This window comes from Bacillota bacterium (assembly GCA_009711825.1).
Classification (GTDB): domain Bacteria; phylum Bacillota; class Proteinivoracia; order UBA4975; family VEMY01; genus VEMY01.
Map to the genome: position 1 here is coordinate 16,679 of VEMY01000027.1, position 19,511 is coordinate 36,189.

20 protein-coding genes and 3 pseudogenes are annotated in these 19,511 nt (G+C 53.5%); 21 read left to right on the top strand and 2 right to left on the bottom strand.

Going from position 1 to position 19,511, the window contains the following annotated elements:
• Positions 1–34: 34 nt before the first annotated feature.
• The 19 genes and pseudogenes from FH749_09540 to FH749_09630 all read left to right on the top strand — a co-directional run bounded on the left by FH749_09540 (position 35) and on the right by FH749_09630 (position 16,268).
• Entirely contained in the window at positions 35–1,033 is a 999-nt protein-coding gene (locus tag FH749_09540; protein ID MTI95710.1) for a D-cysteine desulfhydrase family protein, read from the top strand.
• A gap of 4 nt (positions 1,034–1,037) precedes the next feature.
• Positions 1,038–1,739 (top strand): gamma-glutamyl-gamma-aminobutyrate hydrolase family protein, encoded by a 702-nt coding sequence (locus tag FH749_09545; protein MTI95711.1) that lies wholly within the window; start codon positions 1,038–1,040, stop codon positions 1,737–1,739.
• Positions 1,736–2,788, top strand: coding sequence for a P1 family peptidase (locus FH749_09550; protein ID MTI95712.1), 1,053 nt, complete (start codon positions 1,736–1,738; stop codon positions 2,786–2,788). The genes FH749_09545 and FH749_09550 overlap by 4 nt, the downstream gene beginning before the upstream one ends.
• 62 nt (positions 2,789–2,850) lie before the next feature.
• Positions 2,851–3,867, top strand: a complete 1,017-nt coding sequence (locus FH749_09555) for an asparaginase (GenBank protein MTI95713.1) — start codon at positions 2,851–2,853, stop codon at positions 3,865–3,867.
• Between the two features lie 4 nt (positions 3,868–3,871).
• Complete coding sequence (locus FH749_09560; protein MTI95714.1) at positions 3,872–4,681, top strand: peptidase M55; 810 nt, start codon at positions 3,872–3,874, stop codon at positions 4,679–4,681.
• On the top strand, positions 4,678–5,835 hold the full coding sequence (locus FH749_09565) for a DUF362 domain-containing protein (GenBank protein ID MTI95715.1): 1,158 nt from the start codon (positions 4,678–4,680) through the stop codon (positions 5,833–5,835). Before FH749_09560 ends, FH749_09565 begins: the two co-directional genes overlap by 4 nt.
• A 17-nt stretch (positions 5,836–5,852) precedes the next feature.
• A complete protein-coding gene (locus tag FH749_09570; protein ID MTI95716.1) occupies positions 5,853–7,985 on the top strand; it encodes an RNA-binding transcriptional accessory protein in 2,133 nt (710 codons plus the stop codon).
• 87 nt (positions 7,986–8,072) lie between these two features.
• Positions 8,073–8,515 (top strand): annotated as a pseudogene (locus FH749_09575) (GNAT family N-acetyltransferase).
• A 536-nt stretch (positions 8,516–9,051) separates the two neighbouring features.
• A complete protein-coding gene (locus FH749_09580) occupies positions 9,052–9,879 on the top strand; it encodes a hypothetical protein (GenBank protein MTI95717.1) in 828 nt (275 codons plus the stop codon).
• Positions 9,880–10,190: 311 nt separating this feature from the next.
• Complete coding sequence (locus tag FH749_09585) at positions 10,191–11,009, top strand: hypothetical protein (GenBank protein MTI95718.1); 819 nt, start codon at positions 10,191–10,193, stop codon at positions 11,007–11,009.
• 117 nt (positions 11,010–11,126) lie between these two features.
• Positions 11,127–11,780, top strand: coding sequence for a TetR/AcrR family transcriptional regulator (locus FH749_09590; protein MTI95719.1), 654 nt, complete (start codon positions 11,127–11,129; stop codon positions 11,778–11,780).
• A gap of 44 nt (positions 11,781–11,824) precedes the next feature.
• Positions 11,825–12,168 (top strand): annotated as a pseudogene (locus FH749_09595) (ATP-binding cassette domain-containing protein).
• The gene (locus tag FH749_09600) at positions 12,129–12,386 is read left to right on the top strand and encodes an ATP-binding cassette domain-containing protein (GenBank protein MTI95720.1); all 258 of its coding nucleotides are present in this window, start codon (positions 12,129–12,131) and stop codon (positions 12,384–12,386) included. The pseudogene FH749_09595 and the gene FH749_09600 overlap by 40 nt, the downstream one beginning before the upstream one ends.
• Positions 12,325–12,699, top strand: a complete 375-nt coding sequence (locus FH749_09605; protein MTI95721.1) for a hypothetical protein — start codon at positions 12,325–12,327, stop codon at positions 12,697–12,699. Before FH749_09600 ends, FH749_09605 begins: the two co-directional genes overlap by 62 nt.
• The gene (locus tag FH749_09610; protein MTI95722.1) at positions 12,699–13,088 is read left to right on the top strand and encodes a hypothetical protein; all 390 of its coding nucleotides are present in this window, start codon (positions 12,699–12,701) and stop codon (positions 13,086–13,088) included. Before FH749_09605 ends, FH749_09610 begins: the two co-directional genes overlap by 1 nt.
• Positions 13,085–13,498 (top strand): hypothetical protein, encoded by a 414-nt coding sequence (locus tag FH749_09615; GenBank protein MTI95723.1) that lies wholly within the window; start codon positions 13,085–13,087, stop codon positions 13,496–13,498. The genes FH749_09610 and FH749_09615 overlap by 4 nt, the downstream gene beginning before the upstream one ends.
• Positions 13,499–13,637: 139 nt before the next feature.
• Entirely contained in the window at positions 13,638–14,141 is a 504-nt protein-coding gene (locus FH749_09620) for a hypothetical protein (protein MTI95724.1), read from the top strand.
• A gap of 348 nt (positions 14,142–14,489) precedes the next feature.
• On the top strand, positions 14,490–14,921 hold the full coding sequence (locus tag FH749_09625; GenBank protein MTI95725.1) for a hypothetical protein: 432 nt from the start codon (positions 14,490–14,492) through the stop codon (positions 14,919–14,921).
• A gap of 267 nt (positions 14,922–15,188) precedes the next feature.
• Entirely contained in the window at positions 15,189–16,268 is a 1,080-nt protein-coding gene (locus FH749_09630) for a hypothetical protein (protein ID MTI95726.1), read from the top strand.
• Here FH749_09630 and FH749_09635 read toward each other — a convergent pair.
• Both FH749_09635 and FH749_09640 read right to left on the bottom strand, forming a co-directional pair.
• Positions 16,255–17,200: pseudogene (locus FH749_09635) on the bottom strand (phosphotransferase family protein). The gene FH749_09630 and the pseudogene FH749_09635 overlap by 14 nt on opposite strands.
• A 49-nt stretch (positions 17,201–17,249) precedes the next feature.
• Positions 17,250–18,026 (bottom strand): SDR family oxidoreductase, encoded by a 777-nt coding sequence (locus FH749_09640; protein MTI95727.1) that lies wholly within the window; start codon positions 18,024–18,026, stop codon positions 17,250–17,252.
• Between the two features lie 87 nt (positions 18,027–18,113).
• Between FH749_09640 and FH749_09645 the strand changes: the two genes are divergently transcribed.
• Entirely contained in the window at positions 18,114–18,590 is a 477-nt protein-coding gene (locus FH749_09645) for a chromosome partitioning protein ParB (GenBank protein ID MTI95728.1), read from the top strand.
• On the top strand, positions 18,580–19,290 hold the full coding sequence (locus tag FH749_09650) for a hypothetical protein (GenBank protein ID MTI95729.1): 711 nt from the start codon (positions 18,580–18,582) through the stop codon (positions 19,288–19,290). The genes FH749_09645 and FH749_09650 overlap by 11 nt, the downstream gene beginning before the upstream one ends.
• Positions 19,291–19,511: the final 221 nt, after the last annotated feature.

Here is a 19,511-nt window from a genome sequence, read left to right on the forward strand (position 1 = left end):
GAATACTTAATTTAGATTATCTAAACAAAGGAGAATGTGCATGTTTGAAAGCATCGAACGCATCGTCGTCGGGCATCTACCGACACCTTTGGAAGCCGCGCCTGGCCTCAGCAAAGAGCTGGGTGTTGATTTATGGATTAAGCGTGATGACGCCACCGGACTGGCCGGGGGTGGCAATAAAGTACGTAAGCTTGAATACCTGGTAGCCGATGCCAGGGCCCGGGGCGCCAACTGCCTGGTTACAGTGGGCGGCCCCCAATCCAACCATGCCCGGATGACCGCGGCTTTGGCAGCCCGCCTGGGCATGAGCTGCCGCCTGTATTTAAAGGGTGAGGCGCCCCGGACTTTGCGGGGCAATTTATTGTTGGATAAGTTATTAGGCGCAGAGGTGACCTTTTGCGGCGATGCTGATTACCCGGAAATATATCAGCGCATCGAGGCAGACATCGCCTCCCTGCGGGAACAGGGTCTGGAAGGGTACATGATTCCCGTGGGCGGCTCCTCGCCGGTGGGCCTTATGGGCTATGTGCGCATGATCACTGAGGAGTTGGTTCCCCAATGTGCAGAGCAGGGCGTAAAACCCGATGCGCTGGTGGTAACCGCCGGCAGTGGTGGCACCTTGGCGGGGATTTTGCTTGGTCTGGAAGCCAGCGGTTGGGATTTGCCGGTGCAGAGCTATAGTGTCAGCTATCCGGCCGCTGAGCTGGCGGAGAAGACAGCCCAGCTCTTCAATGCAGGCGCAAAGCTATTGGGGATGTCAGCCCAGAGGCAGGGAGCGGATATCGCCATTGATGAGGGCCATATTGGTCCCGGCTACGGTATTGCTACACCGGGCGCCTTGGAGGCTCTGCAATTGTTTGCCCGTCGGGAAGGGTTGCTTTTGGACTCGGTCTACACCGCCAAAACCGCAGCGGGGATGATCCATGACATTCGTGGCGGCCGCTGGGCTGGTAAGACTGTGATTTTTGTCCATACCGGTGGTTGGCCCGCCCTGTTTGCAAAAGATGATGTCGAAAACTTTATAAGGGGTTGATGAGATGGGAAGACCATTGGTGGCGGTTACTTGCCAGCATATAGATGCGCAAAAAAGTGCCATTGGCGACGGTTATATTGAAGCGCTGGAGCAGGCGGGACTGTTACCCGTTGTGCTGCCGCCTTCATTGTCGCCAGAAGTAAGCTGCGAAATTATCTCCACTGTCTCCGGGCTTGTGCTCTCCGGTGGCGATGACCTGTCGCCCTTGAGCTTTGGCGAGCAGCCGAAGCCGGGGTTGGGCACAATTGAACCGCGGCGGGATGAGCAGGAGCTCCCCTTATTTAAGGCGGCGTGGGAAAGGGAGTTGCCCGTGCTTGGCATTTGTCGGGGGATGCAGGTGATTAACGTCGCACTGGGTGGTACTATTATCCAGGACCTGCCTGCGGACAAGCCCGGCGCAATCCAACACCGCCAGGATGCGCCCAAGTGGCATAAGCACCACCAGGTGGAGATAAAGCAGGGGACGAATCTTGCCACCATAATGAACACCGACTCACTGGCGGTAAACAGTTTTCATCATCAGGCCCTAGACCGAATTGCCGACGGGCTAGAGGTTAGTGCCCGGGCGCCTGATGGGGTGGTGGAGGCGGTGGAAAGCGCAAGTCCCTGGCTGCTGGCAGTGCAATGGCATCCGGAAATAATGTGGCAGCGCCACCCGGAATTCCTCAAACTGTTCCAGGCCTTTGCCGCTGCGTGTGGAGCATGAGTGTGGTGAAACGCCTGCGGGACTACGGGATAAAGCCCGGCTATTTGCAGCCCGGCCCCGATAACGCAATCACCGATGTGCCTGGTGTCGGCGTCGGCCACTGTACGCTGATGGCGGGAAAGGAAATTCGCACCGGCGTTACGGCAATTCTGCCACATTATGGTAACCTGTTTGTCGAAAAAGTGCCGGCGGCGGTGGAGATTATCAATGGGTTTGGCAAGGCAGCAGGGCTCAGCCAGATTATGGAGCTGGGCGAACTGGAGACGCCGGTGCTGCTGACCAACACCTTGAGCGTCGGGTCAGTTTTGGATGCCCTGGTGAGTTACAAACTGGAGCGCAACCCCGAGATTGGCCGCAAACAACCTACGGTTAACGGTGTGGTTTTGGAATGCAATGATGGTTATCTTAACGATATTCGCGCCCGGAAAGTGAGTGCGGAGCATGTGCGTGCGGCATTAGCTGCCGCCTCCCGGGAACGGCCTGCCGAGGGCAGCGTTGGCGCCGGCACGGGTATGACTAGTTTTGGCTGTAAGGGCGGGATTGGCAATAGCTCCCGAATTGCCGGCGATTATATCTGCGGCGTGCTGGTCCTGAGCAATTTTGGCCGCTGGCATCAGTTGAAGATCGACGGCTTGCCTGTCGGGCAGCTGCTGGCCAACCCGGGGCCGGAGGAGCAGGAAAAGGGGTCGATTGTAATGGTTGTCGCGACCAATGCTCCCCTGGATGCCCGGCAGCTCAGGAGAGTGGCCCGGCGGGCCGGTTTTGGACTCGCCCGTACCGGTTCGGTGGCCGGCAATGGCAGCGGCGATTTTGCCCTGGCCTTCAGCATTGGTGTAAAATATACTGAGGGCGGTAAAACACGGGATGTTACGGTGTTCAGGGACAGCGAGCTGGATTTGTTGTTTGAAGCGGTGGTGGAAGCCACCGAAGAGGCAATTCTCAATGCCTTGTTCACGGCCGGTTCGATGGAAGGCCGGGATGGTCATTTTCGCCCGGCGCTGCCGATTAAAGAAGTGCTCACGTTACTGAGCAAATGCGGAAACGCTTGATTTAACAGGAGATCAACTTCTGGTTTAGGATTAGACTTCTAAAACATGAGGAGGAATGTTTTTTGAATGAACCGCAAGTATTGGTGGAAGTGACCCGGGGGCCATTGGTGGAAAACCTGCACCGGGGGCATGCAGCTGTAGTAGACAACTCTGGCAAGCTTCTGTATAGTTTTGGCGATCCGCGCTTTTTGACATATTGGCGCAGCAGCGCCAAACCGGTGCAGGCCCTACCGGTAGTGGAATCTGGCGCCGTTGAACACTATTCGATTACAGACCGGGAGTTATCTTTGTTTTGCGCCTCCCATAACGGCGAGGCAATCCATACAGATTCTGTCCTTTCGGTGCTTGGAAAAATAGGCCTTGATTTGACGGCGCTGCAATGTGGAATGCATATGCCGCTTCATAACCAAACTACAAAGGAAATGATTGCCGTCAAGCAGGAGGCCAATTCCCTGCATTCCAATTGCTCCGGAAAACATTCCGGCATGTTGGCCCTGGCCTGCCACAAGCAGTTTGATCTCAGCACTTATACCGAGCTGGAGAATCCGCTCCAGCAATTAATTCTTGATTATATTGCGGACCTCACCGGCTATCCACGGGAGGAAATCCTCATTGGCATTGATGGTTGCGGTGTGCCGGTCCACGGCATGCCCCTGTATAATATGGCCCTGGCATATGCCAGGATGGTAAAGCCTGCAGGCATGTCCGACACCCGGGCTGCTGCCTGTCGGCGGGTGAGCAAGGCTATGCATACCTACCCGGAAATGGTGGGCGGCACAGACCGGTTCTGCACCGATTTGATGCGGGCCACTGGAGGTAAATTGATTGCCAAAGGCGGCGCCGGCGGCGTTTACTGCGTCGGTGTCTATGGGAGCGGTCTTGGTATTGCCGTGAAATGCGAAGACGGCTTTGGTAAGGCCCGGGACGCAGCGGTGGTGGAAATTCTTCGCCAGTTGAGGGTTTTAGACGCCGCTGAACTGGAGGCTCTGGCCACATACCACAAACCTGTAAACAAAAACCACCGTGGCGATATCTGCGGTGAATATCGGCCGGTGGTTAAACTGACAAAGGAGGATTAAGACAATGACCAGAGTTTATATTTCTGCGGATTTGGAGGGTGTTTCAGGAGTCGTTCACGGCAGTCAGCTCAACGAGGGCACCGAGTATGAAGCGGCCCGGCGCCTGATGACCGAAGAAGTTAATGCCGCCATCGCCGGTGCCCTAGATGCCGGCGCCAGCGAAATTGTGGTCAACGACTCCCATGGCAGCATGCGTAATCTGCTGCCGGACCGTTTAAATCCCGCGGCCCTGCTAATTACCGGCACTCCCAAGCCCCTGTCCATGGTGGAGGGCGTGCAGGACGGCGAATACCGGTGTGCGATGTTTGTCGGCTATCATGCGGGGATGGGGTGCCTGGGCGTGCTCAGTCACACGTACTCGGGATCCCGTGTGCGCAATGTTAAGGTCAATGGCATTAACATGGGGGAAACGGGAATCAATGCCGCTGTGGCTGGCGCCTTCAATATTCCCGTGGCCCTGATAACCGGTGATGACCGGGTATGCGCCGAGGCCAGTGAATTATTGCCCGGAATCATCACCGCAGATGTCAAGCAGGCTCGGGGTCGTTATGTTGCCCGGGGGCTGCATCCTGAGAAAGCACGGGAGTTGATCCGCAAGCAGGCGAAGCTGGCAGTGGAAAGGGCCGGTGAGATGGAGCCGCTACGTCTCAGTGAGCCGGTGGCCCTGGAGCTGGAATTCCTGAACAGCGGCCAGGCAGAAGGTGGCGCTTTGCTGCCGGGAGTACGCATGCTCAATCCAACCACCCTGGAATTCCGGGGCGACAGCCTGCTCCAGGCCTTTGCCATGCTGCGGGCGCTGATCAATCTTGGATGACTGTATCCGTTCGCGCCTGCCCCGATTATAGTCCCGAAGTTGTCGCGGCTACCTGCGACAGGGCCCTGATGGATGTCAAGGCAGAAGCACTGTTTACTCCCGGCCAGACCGTGCTGCTCAAAGTCAACCTGCTCAGCGCCAAGTCGCCGGAGCAGGCGGTGACAACCCATCCGGCGCTTGTATTTGCCCTGGCGCGTTGGTTTATTGAACGGGGCGCACGGGTGCAGGTGGGGGATAGCTCCGGTGGTGTGCCAACGAAAGAAGGGGGCAATAAAACCGCCGCCGCCCTCAAGGTCAGCGGCATTGCCGCGGCGGCGGAGGCCGCTGGAGCCGAGGTAATCAATTTTGACACTGCCGGCGCCGTCGTTGTCCATGGCGGCGAGCGATTGAATCCGGTGCTGATTGCCCGGCCGGTGTTGGACGCAGATTTGGTGGTCTCGGTGGCCAAGCTCAAGACCCACGGCCTCACTCTATTCACCGGCGCGGTGAAGAATATGTTTGGCGCCGTGCCGGGAGCGACTAAGGCCGAATACCATCGGCAGTTGCCCAAGCTGCCGGATTTCTGCACCGGACTTGTCGATGTCTTTGCTGCCGCCCGGCCGCAACTGGCTGTAATGGATGCGGTCTGGGGAATGGAGGGCAACGGTCCCAGCGCTGGCGATGTTCGACACCGGGGCCTGGTTCTCGCAAGCCGGGATGCGGTGGCCCTGGATACTGTGGCCGCTAATTTGATTGGCTGCCCGCCCCGGCGGGTGTTGACCACGGTCTTTGCCGCCAAGCGGGGGTTGGGCAGGATGGAAGATGTTAAGATTATGGGAGATGAGGTCTCACCGGTGCAGTTTAAATTGCCGGCCAGCGCCCGCCTGGGCCCGGTGGCTGCCAGTGTCTCCGGAAGGTTTTTTGGCCTTATGACCCATTTGCCCGGCTTTATGGCGGAGAAATGTATCAATTGCAATATCTGCGTCCAGAGTTGTCCGGTGACGGCGCTTACCGCTCAAAAGCCGCACCCGGAATTAGACGCAGCCAAATGTATCCACTGCTTTTGTTGCCACGAACTCTGTCCCGAACATGCCATCGACTTGGAGCCCCGGTATCCCCGGGTGCACAGGCTGATGGATATGCTGTCACGAAGAAGGAGGAGGAAGAATAGATGACCGATGCCGAGAAGATGATTTTGGAACATGTTGCTGGCGAACTGAAAATCCGTTACAAACAGGTGGCGGATACGATTAAACTGTTGGACGACGGGAACACCGTGCCCTTCATTGCCCGCTACCGGAAGGAAGTAACCGGCGGTCTCGATGAGGAGCAGATTTTTGCGCTTCAGCAGCAGGTGACGTATCAGCGCAATCTTGTCCAGCGCAAAGAAGAAGTCCTGCGCAGCATTGAGGAGCAGGGCAAACTTACCCCCGAGCTGGAGCAGCAGATCCGCGCCAGCACCAAACTTCAGCAGGTGGAGGACCTCTACCGCCCCTACAAGCCCAAGCGCAATACCCGGGGTAGCAAAGCCCGGGACGCAGGCTTAGAGCCCCTGGCCCAGACCCTGGTGCAGGGAGAATTGGAACCGCTGGTGGAGGCCGAGAAATACATAAACGAGCAGGTGCCCGATGTGGAGGCGGCCCTCCAGGGCGCAAGGGACATCATTGCCGAAGAGTTTGCCGACGCTGCCCATAACCGGGTGCTGGCCCGGCGCCGCACCTGGGACAAAGGAGTGTTGGTGGTAAAGGCCAGCGATGCCAAGGCCGAATCCCCTTACGAAATGTACTATGACTTCAGTGAGCCGGTAGCCAAACTGCCGCCTCACCGGGTGCTGGCCATCAACCGGGGCGAAAAGGAAGAATTCCTCAAGGTATCTTTGGATTTCGAGTCCCAGTATTTGCTGCAGGAATTGTGGCGCAAGAACTACTCGCCCCAGCGGGAGGACGCCACGGACCAGGTGCGTCAGGCCATGGAGGACGGCTACCAGCGCCTGCTGGCACCAGCGGTGGAACGGGATATTCGCCGGGAGCTCACTGATAACGCCCATCAGTCGGCGTATAAACTTTTCTCCACCAACCTCACCTCACTCTTGCTCCAGCCCCCTACCCGGGGCAAAACCGTGCTGGGCGTCGACCCTGCCTACCGGACCGGCTGCAAACTGGCGGTGGTTGACGCCACCGGCAAGTTGCTGGAGGTGGCGGTTATTTACCCAACGCCGCCTAAAAACCAGGTGGAGCAGTCCAAGAGGAAGATCAAGGAGTTTATTGATAAGTACGGCATCGAAGTAATTGCCATCGGTAACGGCACCGCCAGCCGCGAAACCACCGAGTTGATTGGCGAGCTGACCCAGGAAGTAGAGGGTGTCGGCTACACTGTTGTTGACGAATCCGGGGCTTCGGTGTATTCAGCTGCCCCCCTGGCCAAGGAAGAGTTTCCCGAACTGGATGTTTCTGAGCGGAGTGCCGTTTCCATTGCCCGCCGTCTCCAAGACCCCCTGGCGGAACTGGTTAAGGTTCCGCCTCAGGCGATTGGTGTCGGTCAGTATCAGCATGATGTTGACCAAAAGCAATTGGGGCAGCTGCTGGGCGAGGTGGTGGAGACCTGTGTTAACCGGGTTGGCGCGGACCTAAATACCGCCTCGGCGCCGCTTCTCTCATATATCGCCGGCATCAAGCCAGCGGTTGCCAAGGCGATTGTCGCCTGGCGCCAGGAAGAGGGAAGCTTCACCAGCCGCAATCAGCTTAAGAAGGTGCCGCGGCTGGGGGATGCGACCTTCCAGCAGTGCGCCGGTTTCCTGCGCATCCGGGAAGGTGAAAACCCCTTGGATGCCACATCAGTTCACCCTGAATCCTATGATGTGGCCGAGAAGCTTCTGGGCCTCTGTGGATATAGCACCGACGAGCTTGCCCAGCGGGGTGGAATTCCCGAGCTCAGTAGCAAGCTGCCGGCCGGGGTTCAGGAACTGGCCCAGAAGTTGGGCGTCGGCGAGCCGACGCTCAAAGATATCATTCAGGCCCTGGAAAAGCCGGCCTTAGACCCCCGGGACAAACTGCCGGCGCCCCTCTTCCGGGAAGGCGTACTCACTTTGGAAGACCTCAAAGAAGGGATGATTCTCCAGGGCACAGTGCGCAATGTTGTGGACTTCGGCGCCTTTGTCGACATCGGCGTCAAAGAAGCAGGACTGGTGCATGTCTCCGAACTGGCTGACAAATTTGTCAAACATCCCTTGGAAGTAGTGAAAGTAGGCGAAAACATCAGTGTGCGGGTCATCGGCGTCGACACCCGCCGCCGTCGCATCGCCCTCTCCTGCAAAGCCGTCCACTAACACAAATTCAGGACGGTTCTCAATTGGCGGACGTTTACCATCGCCGACAACCGTCTCGAGCCGATTATGACCTGAGAACTGTCTCCCATGCACAGGGAGGAATCTATGATAACTCTACGTGAAGTAACGGCTGAAACCATGTGGGAGATTTGCGACCTACAGGTTTCTGAAGACCAGAAGCAGTTTGTCGCCCCTAATGACATTTCCCTGGCCCAGGCCCGTTCAATGATTGTGCCTGGTACCGGGCAATCTATGCCGATGATACCCCGGTGGGCTTTATGATGCTCTATGACGACCCCCACGCCCAGGAATATTACCTCTGGCGCCTGATGATTGACCGGCGTTACCAGGGCAAGGCTATGCCCGGGACGCGATATGGCAGTTGATTGAGTATGTAAAATCCCGTCCCGGTGCCACTGCCCTGGGTACCAGCTGCGTGCCCAAGCCGGGCGGTCCGGAGCCCGTTTTATCTGGGCCTTGGCTTTGTGGCCACCGGTGAGATGGACGGCGATGAAAAGGTGCTTGAATTGCGCTGGGCGGAGGCGAAACCCGCGTCCAGCCCAAGAGTGAGGCTTAAGCCTGTGGATGAAGATAACATCCGGGCCATCTGTCGTTTGCAGGCTTCCGATACCCAGCGTAAAGACGTGCTTGATAATGCTACCTCCCTGGCGGAGAGCTTGTTCTACAGTCATCTGCGGAGCAGGGGAATCTATGTCGGCGAGGAGCCGGTAGGGTTTTTGATGTGGGAAGACAAGCCCGAAGATGGGAGCTATTTTCTCTGGCGATTGATGGTAGACAAGAATCATCAGAACAAAGGCTATGGCCGGGAGGCGTTACTGCAGCTGATTGAGCTGGTAAGAAAGCGTCCCGGCGCCCGGGAACTGAAGACCAGCTTCGTTCCTGGTCCTGAGGGGCCGGAAGGCTTTTACCGCCGGCTGGGCTTTGTGCCCAGCGAGCAGTGGATTGACGACGAAAGAGTGTACAGCCTGAAGTACTAGCTTCGATGCCAATCGAGAACCGTCCTCGATTGGCACGGCATCTTAACAAACTGAAAGGAAGTGTGTTTATGAACACTAAGCAAATCATGGATATCGCTCTGGAACTGGCCGGATTGACCGAAGTACCCGAGGATTCCGGGATCATCTTTGAAGGCGAGAACATCAAGAAGGTTATGATCGGCGTCGACATGGAAGCGGCTGAGATGCTGATTGCCAAGGAACTGGGCGTAGACCTGGTAATCACCCACCATCCCGTGGGCGGTTCCCCCCGGGTCAATCTTCACCAGGTAATGAAGGCACAGATCGACCGGATGGTTGCCGCTGGTGTTCCCATCAACAAGGCCCAGAAGGTTTTGGCCGAGCAAATCGGTAAGATTGAAAGGGCACTGCATGTCAGCAATTACGACCGGGCGGTTTCTGCTGCCAAAGCTTTGGGCATGCCGTTTATGGGTATCCACACCCCGACTGATATACTGGCCGAGAATAAAGTTCAGAGCCATCTTGATGAGGCCCTGGCCGACAAGCCCAAGGCGACTGTGGGCGATGTAATTGAGGCCCTGAATCAGCTGCCTGAGTACCAGCGCACCCAGGCCAAGCCGGTGGCCAGGGTTGGTTCCGACAAAGACTATGCCGGCAAGGCATTCGTCACCATGGCCGGCGGTACCGGTGGCGGCGCCAAGGTAGCCCAGGCCTACTATGAAGCCGGTGTTGGCACTCTGGTCTGCATGCACATGCCCGAAGATGTCATCAAAGCCGTCAAAGAACAGAATGTAGGCAACGTGGTCGTGGCCGGACATATGGCCAGTGATTCGGTGGGTATCAACATATTGGTAGACGCCCTGGAAGCCAAAGGGCTGGAAGTAGTCCGCATGAGCGGCGTCATCGACCCCAAATAGCACCAATGGAGGACGGTTCTCGATTGGCGTCAGTCGCCCGTTCCCGGGATCGATGCCATCGGGAACCGTTCCTTATTACTTAGGAAAGGAAGACAGCCTGTGGAGCAAAAACAAGCACGGGGAAGAGCGTTTCTCAACATGGTTGGTGGCCTGGTTTTGGCCCTCATTGGGATATTATGGATTTCCGGCCATTGGTCTTTAATGCTGCTTTGGGCGCTGTTTGCCCTGGGAATTGTAGTCTATTACGGTTATAGAATTATCACTGCGTAAAACGGGCAGTTTGAACCCAAATATGCTGTAGGAGTGAGTGGATGAATACCTCAGAAATAATGGATCTGGCCCTGGAGCTGGCTGGCTTATCGGAGATTCCCGCTGACTCAGGTATCCTCGTGCCGGGCGAGAACATCCGCCGGGTGTTGGCTGGAATTGATATGGAGGCGGCAGAAATCCTCATGGCCAAAAAACTGGGCTATGATTTGGTGTTGGGCCACCACCCTGCCGCCGGCAGTCCCCGGGTTAATTTGCATCAGGTGATGATCCGGCAGATCGACCGCATGGTCCAGGCCGGCGTTCCCATCAACAAGGCCCAGAAAGCACTGAAAAAGCAGATGGAAATCGTCGAACGCGGGCTGCATGTGACTAATTACGACCGGGCCACATCGGCGGCCAAGGCCCTGAAAATGCCCTACATGAACATCCACACCCCAGCCGACGCCCTTTCTGAGCAGAAGGTTGCAACCCACTTGGAGCAGGCGCTGGCCGACAAACCCAAGGCGAAGGTGGGCGATGTTGTAGATGTACTTATGGAGCTGCCTGAGTTCCAGAGTGCCGACACCAAACCATCAATCCGCAACGGCGCCAAGGACGACTTCGCTGGCAAGGTGATGGTGGCCATGGCCCGGGGCACCGGCGGGGGCCCTGATGTGGAAAAAGCCTATTTCGAAGCCGGTATCGGCACAATGGTCGTCATGCATATGAAGGACGACGTCCGGGAAGCCGTGAAAAAGCAAAACATCGGTAATGTAATCGTTGCCGGCCACATGGCCAGCGACTCGGTTGGCATGAACATCATCCTCGATGCTCTGGAGGCAAGGGGTTTGGAAGTGACCCGCATCAGCGGCATCCGCTAACCCGGACACGGGGACAGGTCCCTTGTCCGGGACAGCCTGGATTTTTATTGACTCGCTTAGTCAACAGTAGTATGATTTAGTTGACTGAGCGAGTCAATTTTCGTATGGAGTGAGCTTATGACAGACAAATTTTTGCGCCTCGAGGAAGATAAGCGTCAGCGTATAATCACAGCTGCATTGTGGGAATTTGCGCGTCAGGGCTATAAAGATGCCAAGACCGATAATATAGTTGAAGAAGCAAGTATCTCCAAAGGACTGCTTTTCCATTATTTCGGTACAAAGAAAAAGCTGTTTCTGTTCCTGTTCGATTATGCTCTGGAAATTTTCGAGGAGCTTGCCGGACAGATAAGCATGCATGAAGATATTTTTGAGCGACTGCGGCAGAACAATGCCCTCAAGCTGGATTATTACCGTCGGTATCCGGACCTGATGAATTTCGGCGCCAGTGTTTGGATTAAAGGGGCAGCAGAATTACAAGAAGAACTCTTTCCCCGCATGGAGCCAATGAACCGGAAAATCTATGCGTCGTTATATGAAGGCCTGGATTTATCTAGGTTCCGGGATGATGTGGACCCTAAAGTCGCCATTAATATCATTCTCATGACCATGGAAGGTCTATCTAACAAAATCATTGCTGACTACCAGAAACAATATCGGGACGTACCAATCGAGGGACTGGAAAGTTCTTTTGCTAAATATATTACAGAATTCGAGAAACATCTTGAGGTGCTGAAAAAAACCTTGTACAAGGAGGGGAGACAGGGAAACTAGATTCAACTGGCATTGGGTGCTAGCACATTAAGTGAGAGGGAGAGGTGAACAGCATGATTTCGGTAGAAAACCTGTCCAAGGTGTATGGCAATGGCAAAGGTGTATTCGACGTCAACTTTACGGTCTCTGAGGGCGAGGTCTTCGGTTTTTTGGGGCCAAATGGCGCCGGCAAGACTACGACAATCCGTGTTCTGCTGGGGTTTACCACGCCACGAAGGGAAAATGTACAATCAATGGCTTGGATTGCCGCACCGAGACGGCCAAGATTCAAAGGACACTTGGTTATGTGCCAGGGGAGATAGCCTTTTTTGACAATATGACTGGCACCCGGTTTCTCAAATTCATGACATGCGGGGCAGCAAAGACAGAAAGCTTCGGGAGAAGCTAATTGAACAGTTTGAGTTGGAAACCGAGCACAGGATTCGCAAAATGTCCAAAGGCATGAAGCAGAAATTGGGTCTGGTGGCTGCCTTTATGCATGACCCGGCTGTTCTAATTCTCGATGAGCCTACAAGCGGCCTCGACCCCTTGATGCGAGTTAATTATGGAAGAAAAGGGCCGAGGCAAGACGATCCTCATGTCTTCCCACCTGTTCGACGAGGTTGATCGCACATGTGAGCGGGCGGCGATAATACGAGAAGGCAGGATTGTTGCCCAAGAGGAAATTGCAGCGCTGAAATCGACCCTGCGCAAATCTTATCTTGTCACTGTGGCTGAGAAGGGCGATATTGATAGAATCAAAGCCAGCGGCCTCGATTACAAACTTCTCGATGAGCGCCGGGTTGAAATTTTCATCAGTGATGATTACAAGCAGATGCTTTCTACCCTGGCCGCGTGCGACGTGACTAGTCTAGACGCTTCCGCCCAGTCCCTGGAGCAGATTTTCATCCGCTATTATGGCCAAGAGGAGGCGGTATAATGTCCTGGGCTCTGTTTAAAGCCAATATCAAAGCCAACCGCACAATCTGGATTATCATGACAGTCATTTTTTTTTTCTACTTTGCAATCATGGTCTCAATGTTTGATCCCGAAGGACTCGAAGCTTGGGATGATATGCTGGCCATGATGCCGGAAGGGTTCCTGAAAGCTGTTGGCTGGGAGATGATTGGGACCACATTGCTTGCCGTGCTTGGCACCACTATGTATGGATTTTTAATCTATTTGTTTCCGATGGTTATTTCAGTGGTGGTTAACCATCGCTTGATGGCTAGCCACATTGATAAAGGCAGTATGACATTTTTGCTGTCCACACCCAATTCACGGAAAAAATCGCCATTACCCAGGCCTTCTACAGCATGGCGTCGATGACGGTATTTTTCATTCTTGTAGCCATTTTAGGAACCTTGATTTCTGAGGCTATGTTCCCGGGCGAGTTAGAAATCGGTAAATTCATCTTGCTAAACTTTTACGCCCTCCTGACTTACTATGCAATCGGCGGCATCGGTTTCCTGGCCTCCTGCATTGCGACTGAAAGCAAGCATAGCTTGAGTCTTGGCCTCGGCCTACCGGTGGCATTCCTTGTGTTGCAGATGTTGGGCAACAGTGCCGAACAGGTCAGTTGGCTGGGAAATTTGTCGCTGTTTGCGCTCTTCAATCCAGACAAATTGGTGGAAGGCAGTAATTTCATCTGGTATGCCATGATTGCCTTAGTATTGATAGCCACAGTTCTCTACACCAGTGCAATCGCTATCTTCAACAAACGGGATTTGCATGTATAGAATAAAGGGTCAAAAGTGCGGCTCTTTAGACCGTGTCAGAAAAGCCCAGCTGTCAGCTGGGCTTTCTGGTGGACTGTGTTACCACAGCAAGAAGTTGAACAGATAGCCCAAGATTTTGGGCCAGGCAGGAAGGGTCGATATGGAGCAGGTCCTAGATAAGTTAAGCGGCGGGGATTTGCGCTCGATTGGTCGGGCGAATGAGGTGGTACAGGAAATTATAGACGCGCCGGAAATGTTCGGAACAGTTTTTGAAGCAATATTTGCTGAAGACCCCGTTTTAAGAATGCGCTGCTCTGATGTAATCGAAAAAGTTTCAGCCGCTCACCCCGAGTTGTTACAAGGCTATAAAGATAAGCTTCTCAAAGAGATGCCAGCGGTTCGGCAGAAAGAAGTTCGCTGGCATCTGGCGCAGATGGTTACTTATTTGAAACTAGGTAAACAGGAGAAGCTGGCTGTAATGGATACTTTGCTGTCCTGGATTGAAAATGAAGGCAGCAAGATTGTGATTGTGAATTCGCTGCAGACGCTGGCGGAATTCGCGAAACAAGATTACCAGTTACGTCCTAGGGTGGTTGAGATTATTAAGCTAGCTGCTGAAACAAGCAGCCCGGCAATTGTGTCCAGGGGGGAACAAGCTGCTTAAGGAGTTGAAGGTATAGAGGCAATTTCCTTAGAGAATACCGCAAAACAGAAAGGGGCAGGGGACGAATCCCCTGCTCCTTTTCTGTTGTGCTTAAGAAGCTTGAGCTTGGTCTTTTTTGTGAACTCTGAACCCCAGAATGGCTGGGAGCAGCGTTAAGTTTAGCACTAAACTGACTGCTCGGCCCAACACCACCTGCAAAGCGCCCCAATAACTTATCGCAATAAGTGGGTGTAAAGTTCGAGATGCTGTAGACCTGGGGTTTTAAGTTAGATGCAATCGTGCTAAAGTATGTCTAGGTCACCACATGATGTACACACATTGATTTAGTCGGGCTGCTGAGGTGGAGAAATGTTTTCAAAGCTTTTTCGCTATGAGGTAAAATTGAATCTGGTTATCATCGTTGTTGTGTTTATGGTTTATCTCTTCAACCAGCTGGTTCTCAAGCAGCTTACCTGGCATTTCTTTGTGCACTGGTATATAAACGACATTTTGGCTGCACCATTGCTGCTGGGCTATTCAAATATTTTACTGGCCCTCAGTCCATACAAGCTACGTATTGCCGGCTTGGGGCCCGTTCTGCTGTTTATGCTGGTTGTAGGCCTATTCTGGGAAGTGGTCACCCCTCTGTACAAACCCACAAGCGTTGGCGATCCCTGGGATTTAGTGGCGTATCTGACCGGTGGGGGTATTTATCTTATCGCTTTTCGGGCTCTAAGCAGGACTCAACTGTTTTTGGAGCGAGTTATTTATAGACATTCTGGTGTGAAAGAGGGTGTATAATCTTGGCAGAGCAGCAGATTAGCGGTTGTCAGTGGGTTTTTATCATCGCAGGCGGCATTATCGTGGCAGTATTGTTCTTATCGCTATTTTAAAGAACGATTGAAAAGCCCTTTGCGAGGGCTTTTTTTGTTGCCCCCGGACATACGTTCAAACCTCCCCTTGTCTTGTTCTAATGTCTATGCCCGGACTGCTTTTTTGGCACTACCATTAAAGCATATACTCCATTTTCGGCATAAAATGGAGTATAACAAAACAGGAGTTGGTTATGTGCGAACGCTTACGGGCTGCACTGCCGGACCAGTAAGTTTGGATCTGATGTTTATGGAACCGCTCGCTGATGGTTTTGTCAAAGCTACAGCCGTCATTCAGATATTATTTATGCTGGAAATAACGGAAAATGACCAAGTAATGCTGGTGGGCTGCTCCAAGTTTTTCACTAAAGAATTGAAGCTGTATGCGCCAGATTTAGGTCTGCTTGATGGCAGCTTAGAGGGTAAGGCGGAGTGCTTGGCAGCAAGCTTAATTAATGATTTTGAGGCCAGCGTTATCATAGCTGCTCATGCTGTCATTGGCGTTCAAGGGCCTGTGCAGCTGTTGGTTCCCGCACTTGGATACTGTCTACAAGATAATAAAGAAATGAAGTTTAAAACGGAATGTATACAGGTGGAGAAGTTCTACGACCGTTGCCGTCTATCTCTGTGTCAGCAAACAAATTGCCCACTGCCTCATGATGTGCCGTTACATGGGCTCCATTTTCCCTGCCCCATGCCCCTGGCACGAACCAGGGGGTTCTGGGGAACAGGGAGAGGAGGAATACGCCGCCTGATTCAACAAGGCGTAGTCGATCTGCGCCAATATGTAGAAAATGTGTTATTACCGATTGTTGGTCCCGGAGGATTTTCACCCTTTATCAACAGTTGGTATGACCCTAATCTTTTTTTGCCTGAACCCAATATACAGGGGATCTACGACAGGACAATAGAACTTTACGAATCACCAATAATAGGCATGACCCGGATTCAATTGGCTATCCAGCTACTAACCACCTGGCAAAACGTTGTGACCACCGCCAATCAGTTTCTTAATCCCGGAATCGTTTGCCTGAGCGGAGACTCTAGTTTTGCCATGGCGGAAATCGTAGATTTTAATCCTCTGAACTGCACATTCACTATTGATGAAACCAGTTTTGCACCAATCCAGGATATATTGTCTGACACCGAGCAGATTCTTGCCCAGTGCTGCCCTGCCTTAGCCGGCCCCTGTCAGCTTAATATGGCGCATATCTCCGCGCTTATTGGCTTGCTTGACATGATCAACAACAACCATGTTTTTGCTATGTTGCCTTAGCCGGACAAGGGACCTGTCCCCTTGTCCGGTTTTTATTGCCCTTGGCCAGGGGGCAGTGATCTTCATACCAGGTTGGGATTATTGTCTCAAAGTCGCGGTAATAGGTTAGCATTTCCCTGGCGTTGCTAAGCATGGTTTCAATCTCTTGTTGACCGTAATTTTTAGGCCAGAGAATTCGTGGCAATGTACAGAGCCATCAGGCGGAAAAACTCTTTTGGTGGGGAATCCTGAAAGTAGCCCTTAATTTTCCCGGCGGCGAATGCCGGGCTTACACTTATTGAGAATACAATCCGGTTAAACTCCTCCCAGGGATCGCCGAAATCACTGCGGTTGAAGTCGATGACACCAACCCTCTGCTCGGGCGTGATAACCATATTACCGGTATGAAAATCTCCGTGTTGGAACGTTTGGGGACGGTTATGTAGCAAGTGCCTGTTCCCGCTCACAAAGGCAAGGATTATTTCTTCATTGGAGAGTTTGATGCCGCAGTTATTATAGTTTTCCAGGTTTTTGTCTAGCTTGCGGTTAAATCTCGGTCCCCAGGGTTCTGCTGTTTCGGGTGCCGGTATGCGGTGGATTTGGCTTAGCAAATGACCCGCTTCATAGCCAAGGGCAAATTGCCTCTCTTCCGGCAATAGCGGTAGACTGCTCCCCGCATCCTGGCCCTCCACCCAGGTGAGAATGGTGAAAACCTCGCTGCCCTCGTTGCAATAGCCAAAGTCCAGGGGGCGGGGAATGTTGAGCCCCAAGTTCGTTAGCTGACTAAGGATTTTGTACTGCATCCTTTTGCGTTCATATGATGCTGCCGGGCTGAGGCGCAGCAGCAGTTTTTCACCACTTTTGGTTTCAATGTAATACTTTTTGTCCTCAGACCAACCCTTATTAATTGGCTGCATCTTGGTAAAGGTATTGTACTGGATAATAGTCTGCAATTTTATCACCACTTTCGCAGATAGTGGACAAGGCTACCCCCTTGGCCGGTTACTTCATCATCGAGCGGGCCATTTTCGTCACCAGGCGCCGGGGAGCGAGGTTGACAGCGGCGGCCAGCAGTTTTTCTTTGGTGCCTGGCACGACTACCCGTTGGCCCCGGAGCAGGCCTCGGTAGCCGATTCGCGCCACGGTGCTGGCGCTCATCAATCGGCCCTGGACAGATTTTGCGTGTTCCATGCTGGCCCGCTTTTGAAAGCAGGTTTCGGTAATACCCGGGCAGAGGGTAGTTACAGTGACGCCGCTGCTTTGCAGCTCATCGGCTAGCGCTTCTGAGAAAGAGAGTACGTAGGCCTTGGTGGCGGCATATACTGCAAACAGCGGCACCGGCTGCATTGCGGCCAGCGAGGCGACATTGAGGATTTTACCCTTGCGGCTGATGAGTTCAGGCAGCAGAAACTGGGTGAGCCGGGTGAGGGCAACGACATTGGTGAGAATCATGTCCAGATTGGTGCCGCTATTGCTTTCGGAGAATAAGCCGTAGCTGCCAAATCCGGCATTGTTGACCAGGATGTCCACCGGTTGCTTGAGCTCGCCGATGCGCTCGGCCAGCTGGTCGGCGGCCATGGCCATCGAGAGATCCTGGACGATGATGAAGGTGCTAGTGCCATATTCATTCTTGAGCTCATGCGCAACAGCCTCGAGGTTTTGCTCGTTCCTGGCGACAAGGATTACATTATAACCGTCCCGGGCAAGTAATTTACATAGCTCATAGCCGATGCCGCCAGAAGCGCCGGTGACGACAGCCGTTTTTGGCGTGGTTTCCATTATGTAGCCCCCCATGTTTTTTCTGTATTATATCATGGATTTGCCTGCTCCTTGACAGTGTCATCAGTTGGGCAGATAATCAAATAAATGGATTCATGCACCGGAAGGGGATGCATTATGGAGTTTACCCTGTCTGAAGCAATCGAGTTCAGTCGCCAGGGTTCAATAGAAGCCTGGGTGCACCTGTTTCTCTGTTCGGAGGCTGGCCATAATCGTGCCTTTGCTGATGGATTGAAACAGCAGAAGCGCCATTGGGTGGGGCCCGTTCAGATTGAATTCCAACATCTTCGGCCCTGCTGTGGCCCGTCTGAGGGGATGGAGTATCAAGTCTCCCAATCCAGTTGGGAGTGGGATATGGAGATCTTCAGGCAACACCTGAACCGGGGTTGGGCGCCGCCGCCTCTGATCGCAGAAAACCGTGGAGATCACCTAAGCGTACGGGATGGCAATCATCGTCTGGAGGCGTTGAAAAGAGCAGGTTTTTCCCTGTACTGGGTGATAATCTGGGATAATGAGAGCCCTGAAAACCTCGAAAAGTGGAGGAGGGGCGCCAATGACCTATAAATTTGCCACATGTAGAAGTAATTATCAGGATCTGTCCAGCGGCAGGGTGTTGTATAATCAGCGGGGTACAACCGCTTTTCCTGTCCGTCTGGCCAGCGAGCTGTTCCAACGCTGCGCGGCGTTGCTCCCCAAATCCGGACCATACACCGTTTACGACCCCTGCTGTGGCGGCGCGTATCTTTTGACCGCCTTGGGCTTTCTGCATCGGCAGGACATTGCCGCAATCTACGGCTCTGACATAGATAGCGAAGTTGTTCAGTTGGCGGGGAAAAACCTGGCGCTCCTAAATCATGCCGGGATGGAGCGACGTACGGATGAGCTCCAGGCACTGCTGGAGCAATATAAAAAGGAGTCCCACCGCGAAGCAGTTATCAGCGCGCAAAGGCTTCGGCAGATGATTAAGGAGCCCCTGGCTAGTAAGACGTTTATTGCTGACATAACTAATTCAGGTCTCGGACTGAAAGATATTGACATGGTGATCACCGATCTGCCTTATGGTGAGCTGGTGCAGTGGAGCGGAGCCGATGAGGAAGAGGCCATCCGGGCCATGTTCACCAACCTCCAGCCAACGCTTGCGCCACAGGGTGTGGTTGCAGTTGTCATCAGAAAAAAGATTGTTATCAATCCGATGGGCTACAAAAGGCTGGCCAGATTTAAGGTCGGGCGGCGGCAGGCCTTTATCTTCACCCGGGTAAGGTGATGGTTGGTGGTTTACAATTCCAATGCTTTCCGCTATACTTGTAATGGCGATGGAGTTCGCCGGGGCAAAAGCCCAAACCGCTTGCGAGCTGATGGGGGCTGTCGCAAAACGTTTAATTATTAACGTAGGGCGATAGCTCTTTTCTCTTGTTTTTTGCCACGATTAAGGCTTATCTCCCCAGTTGTGCTCTGTTTTTGGGCATAACAAAACAGGGGAAGGGG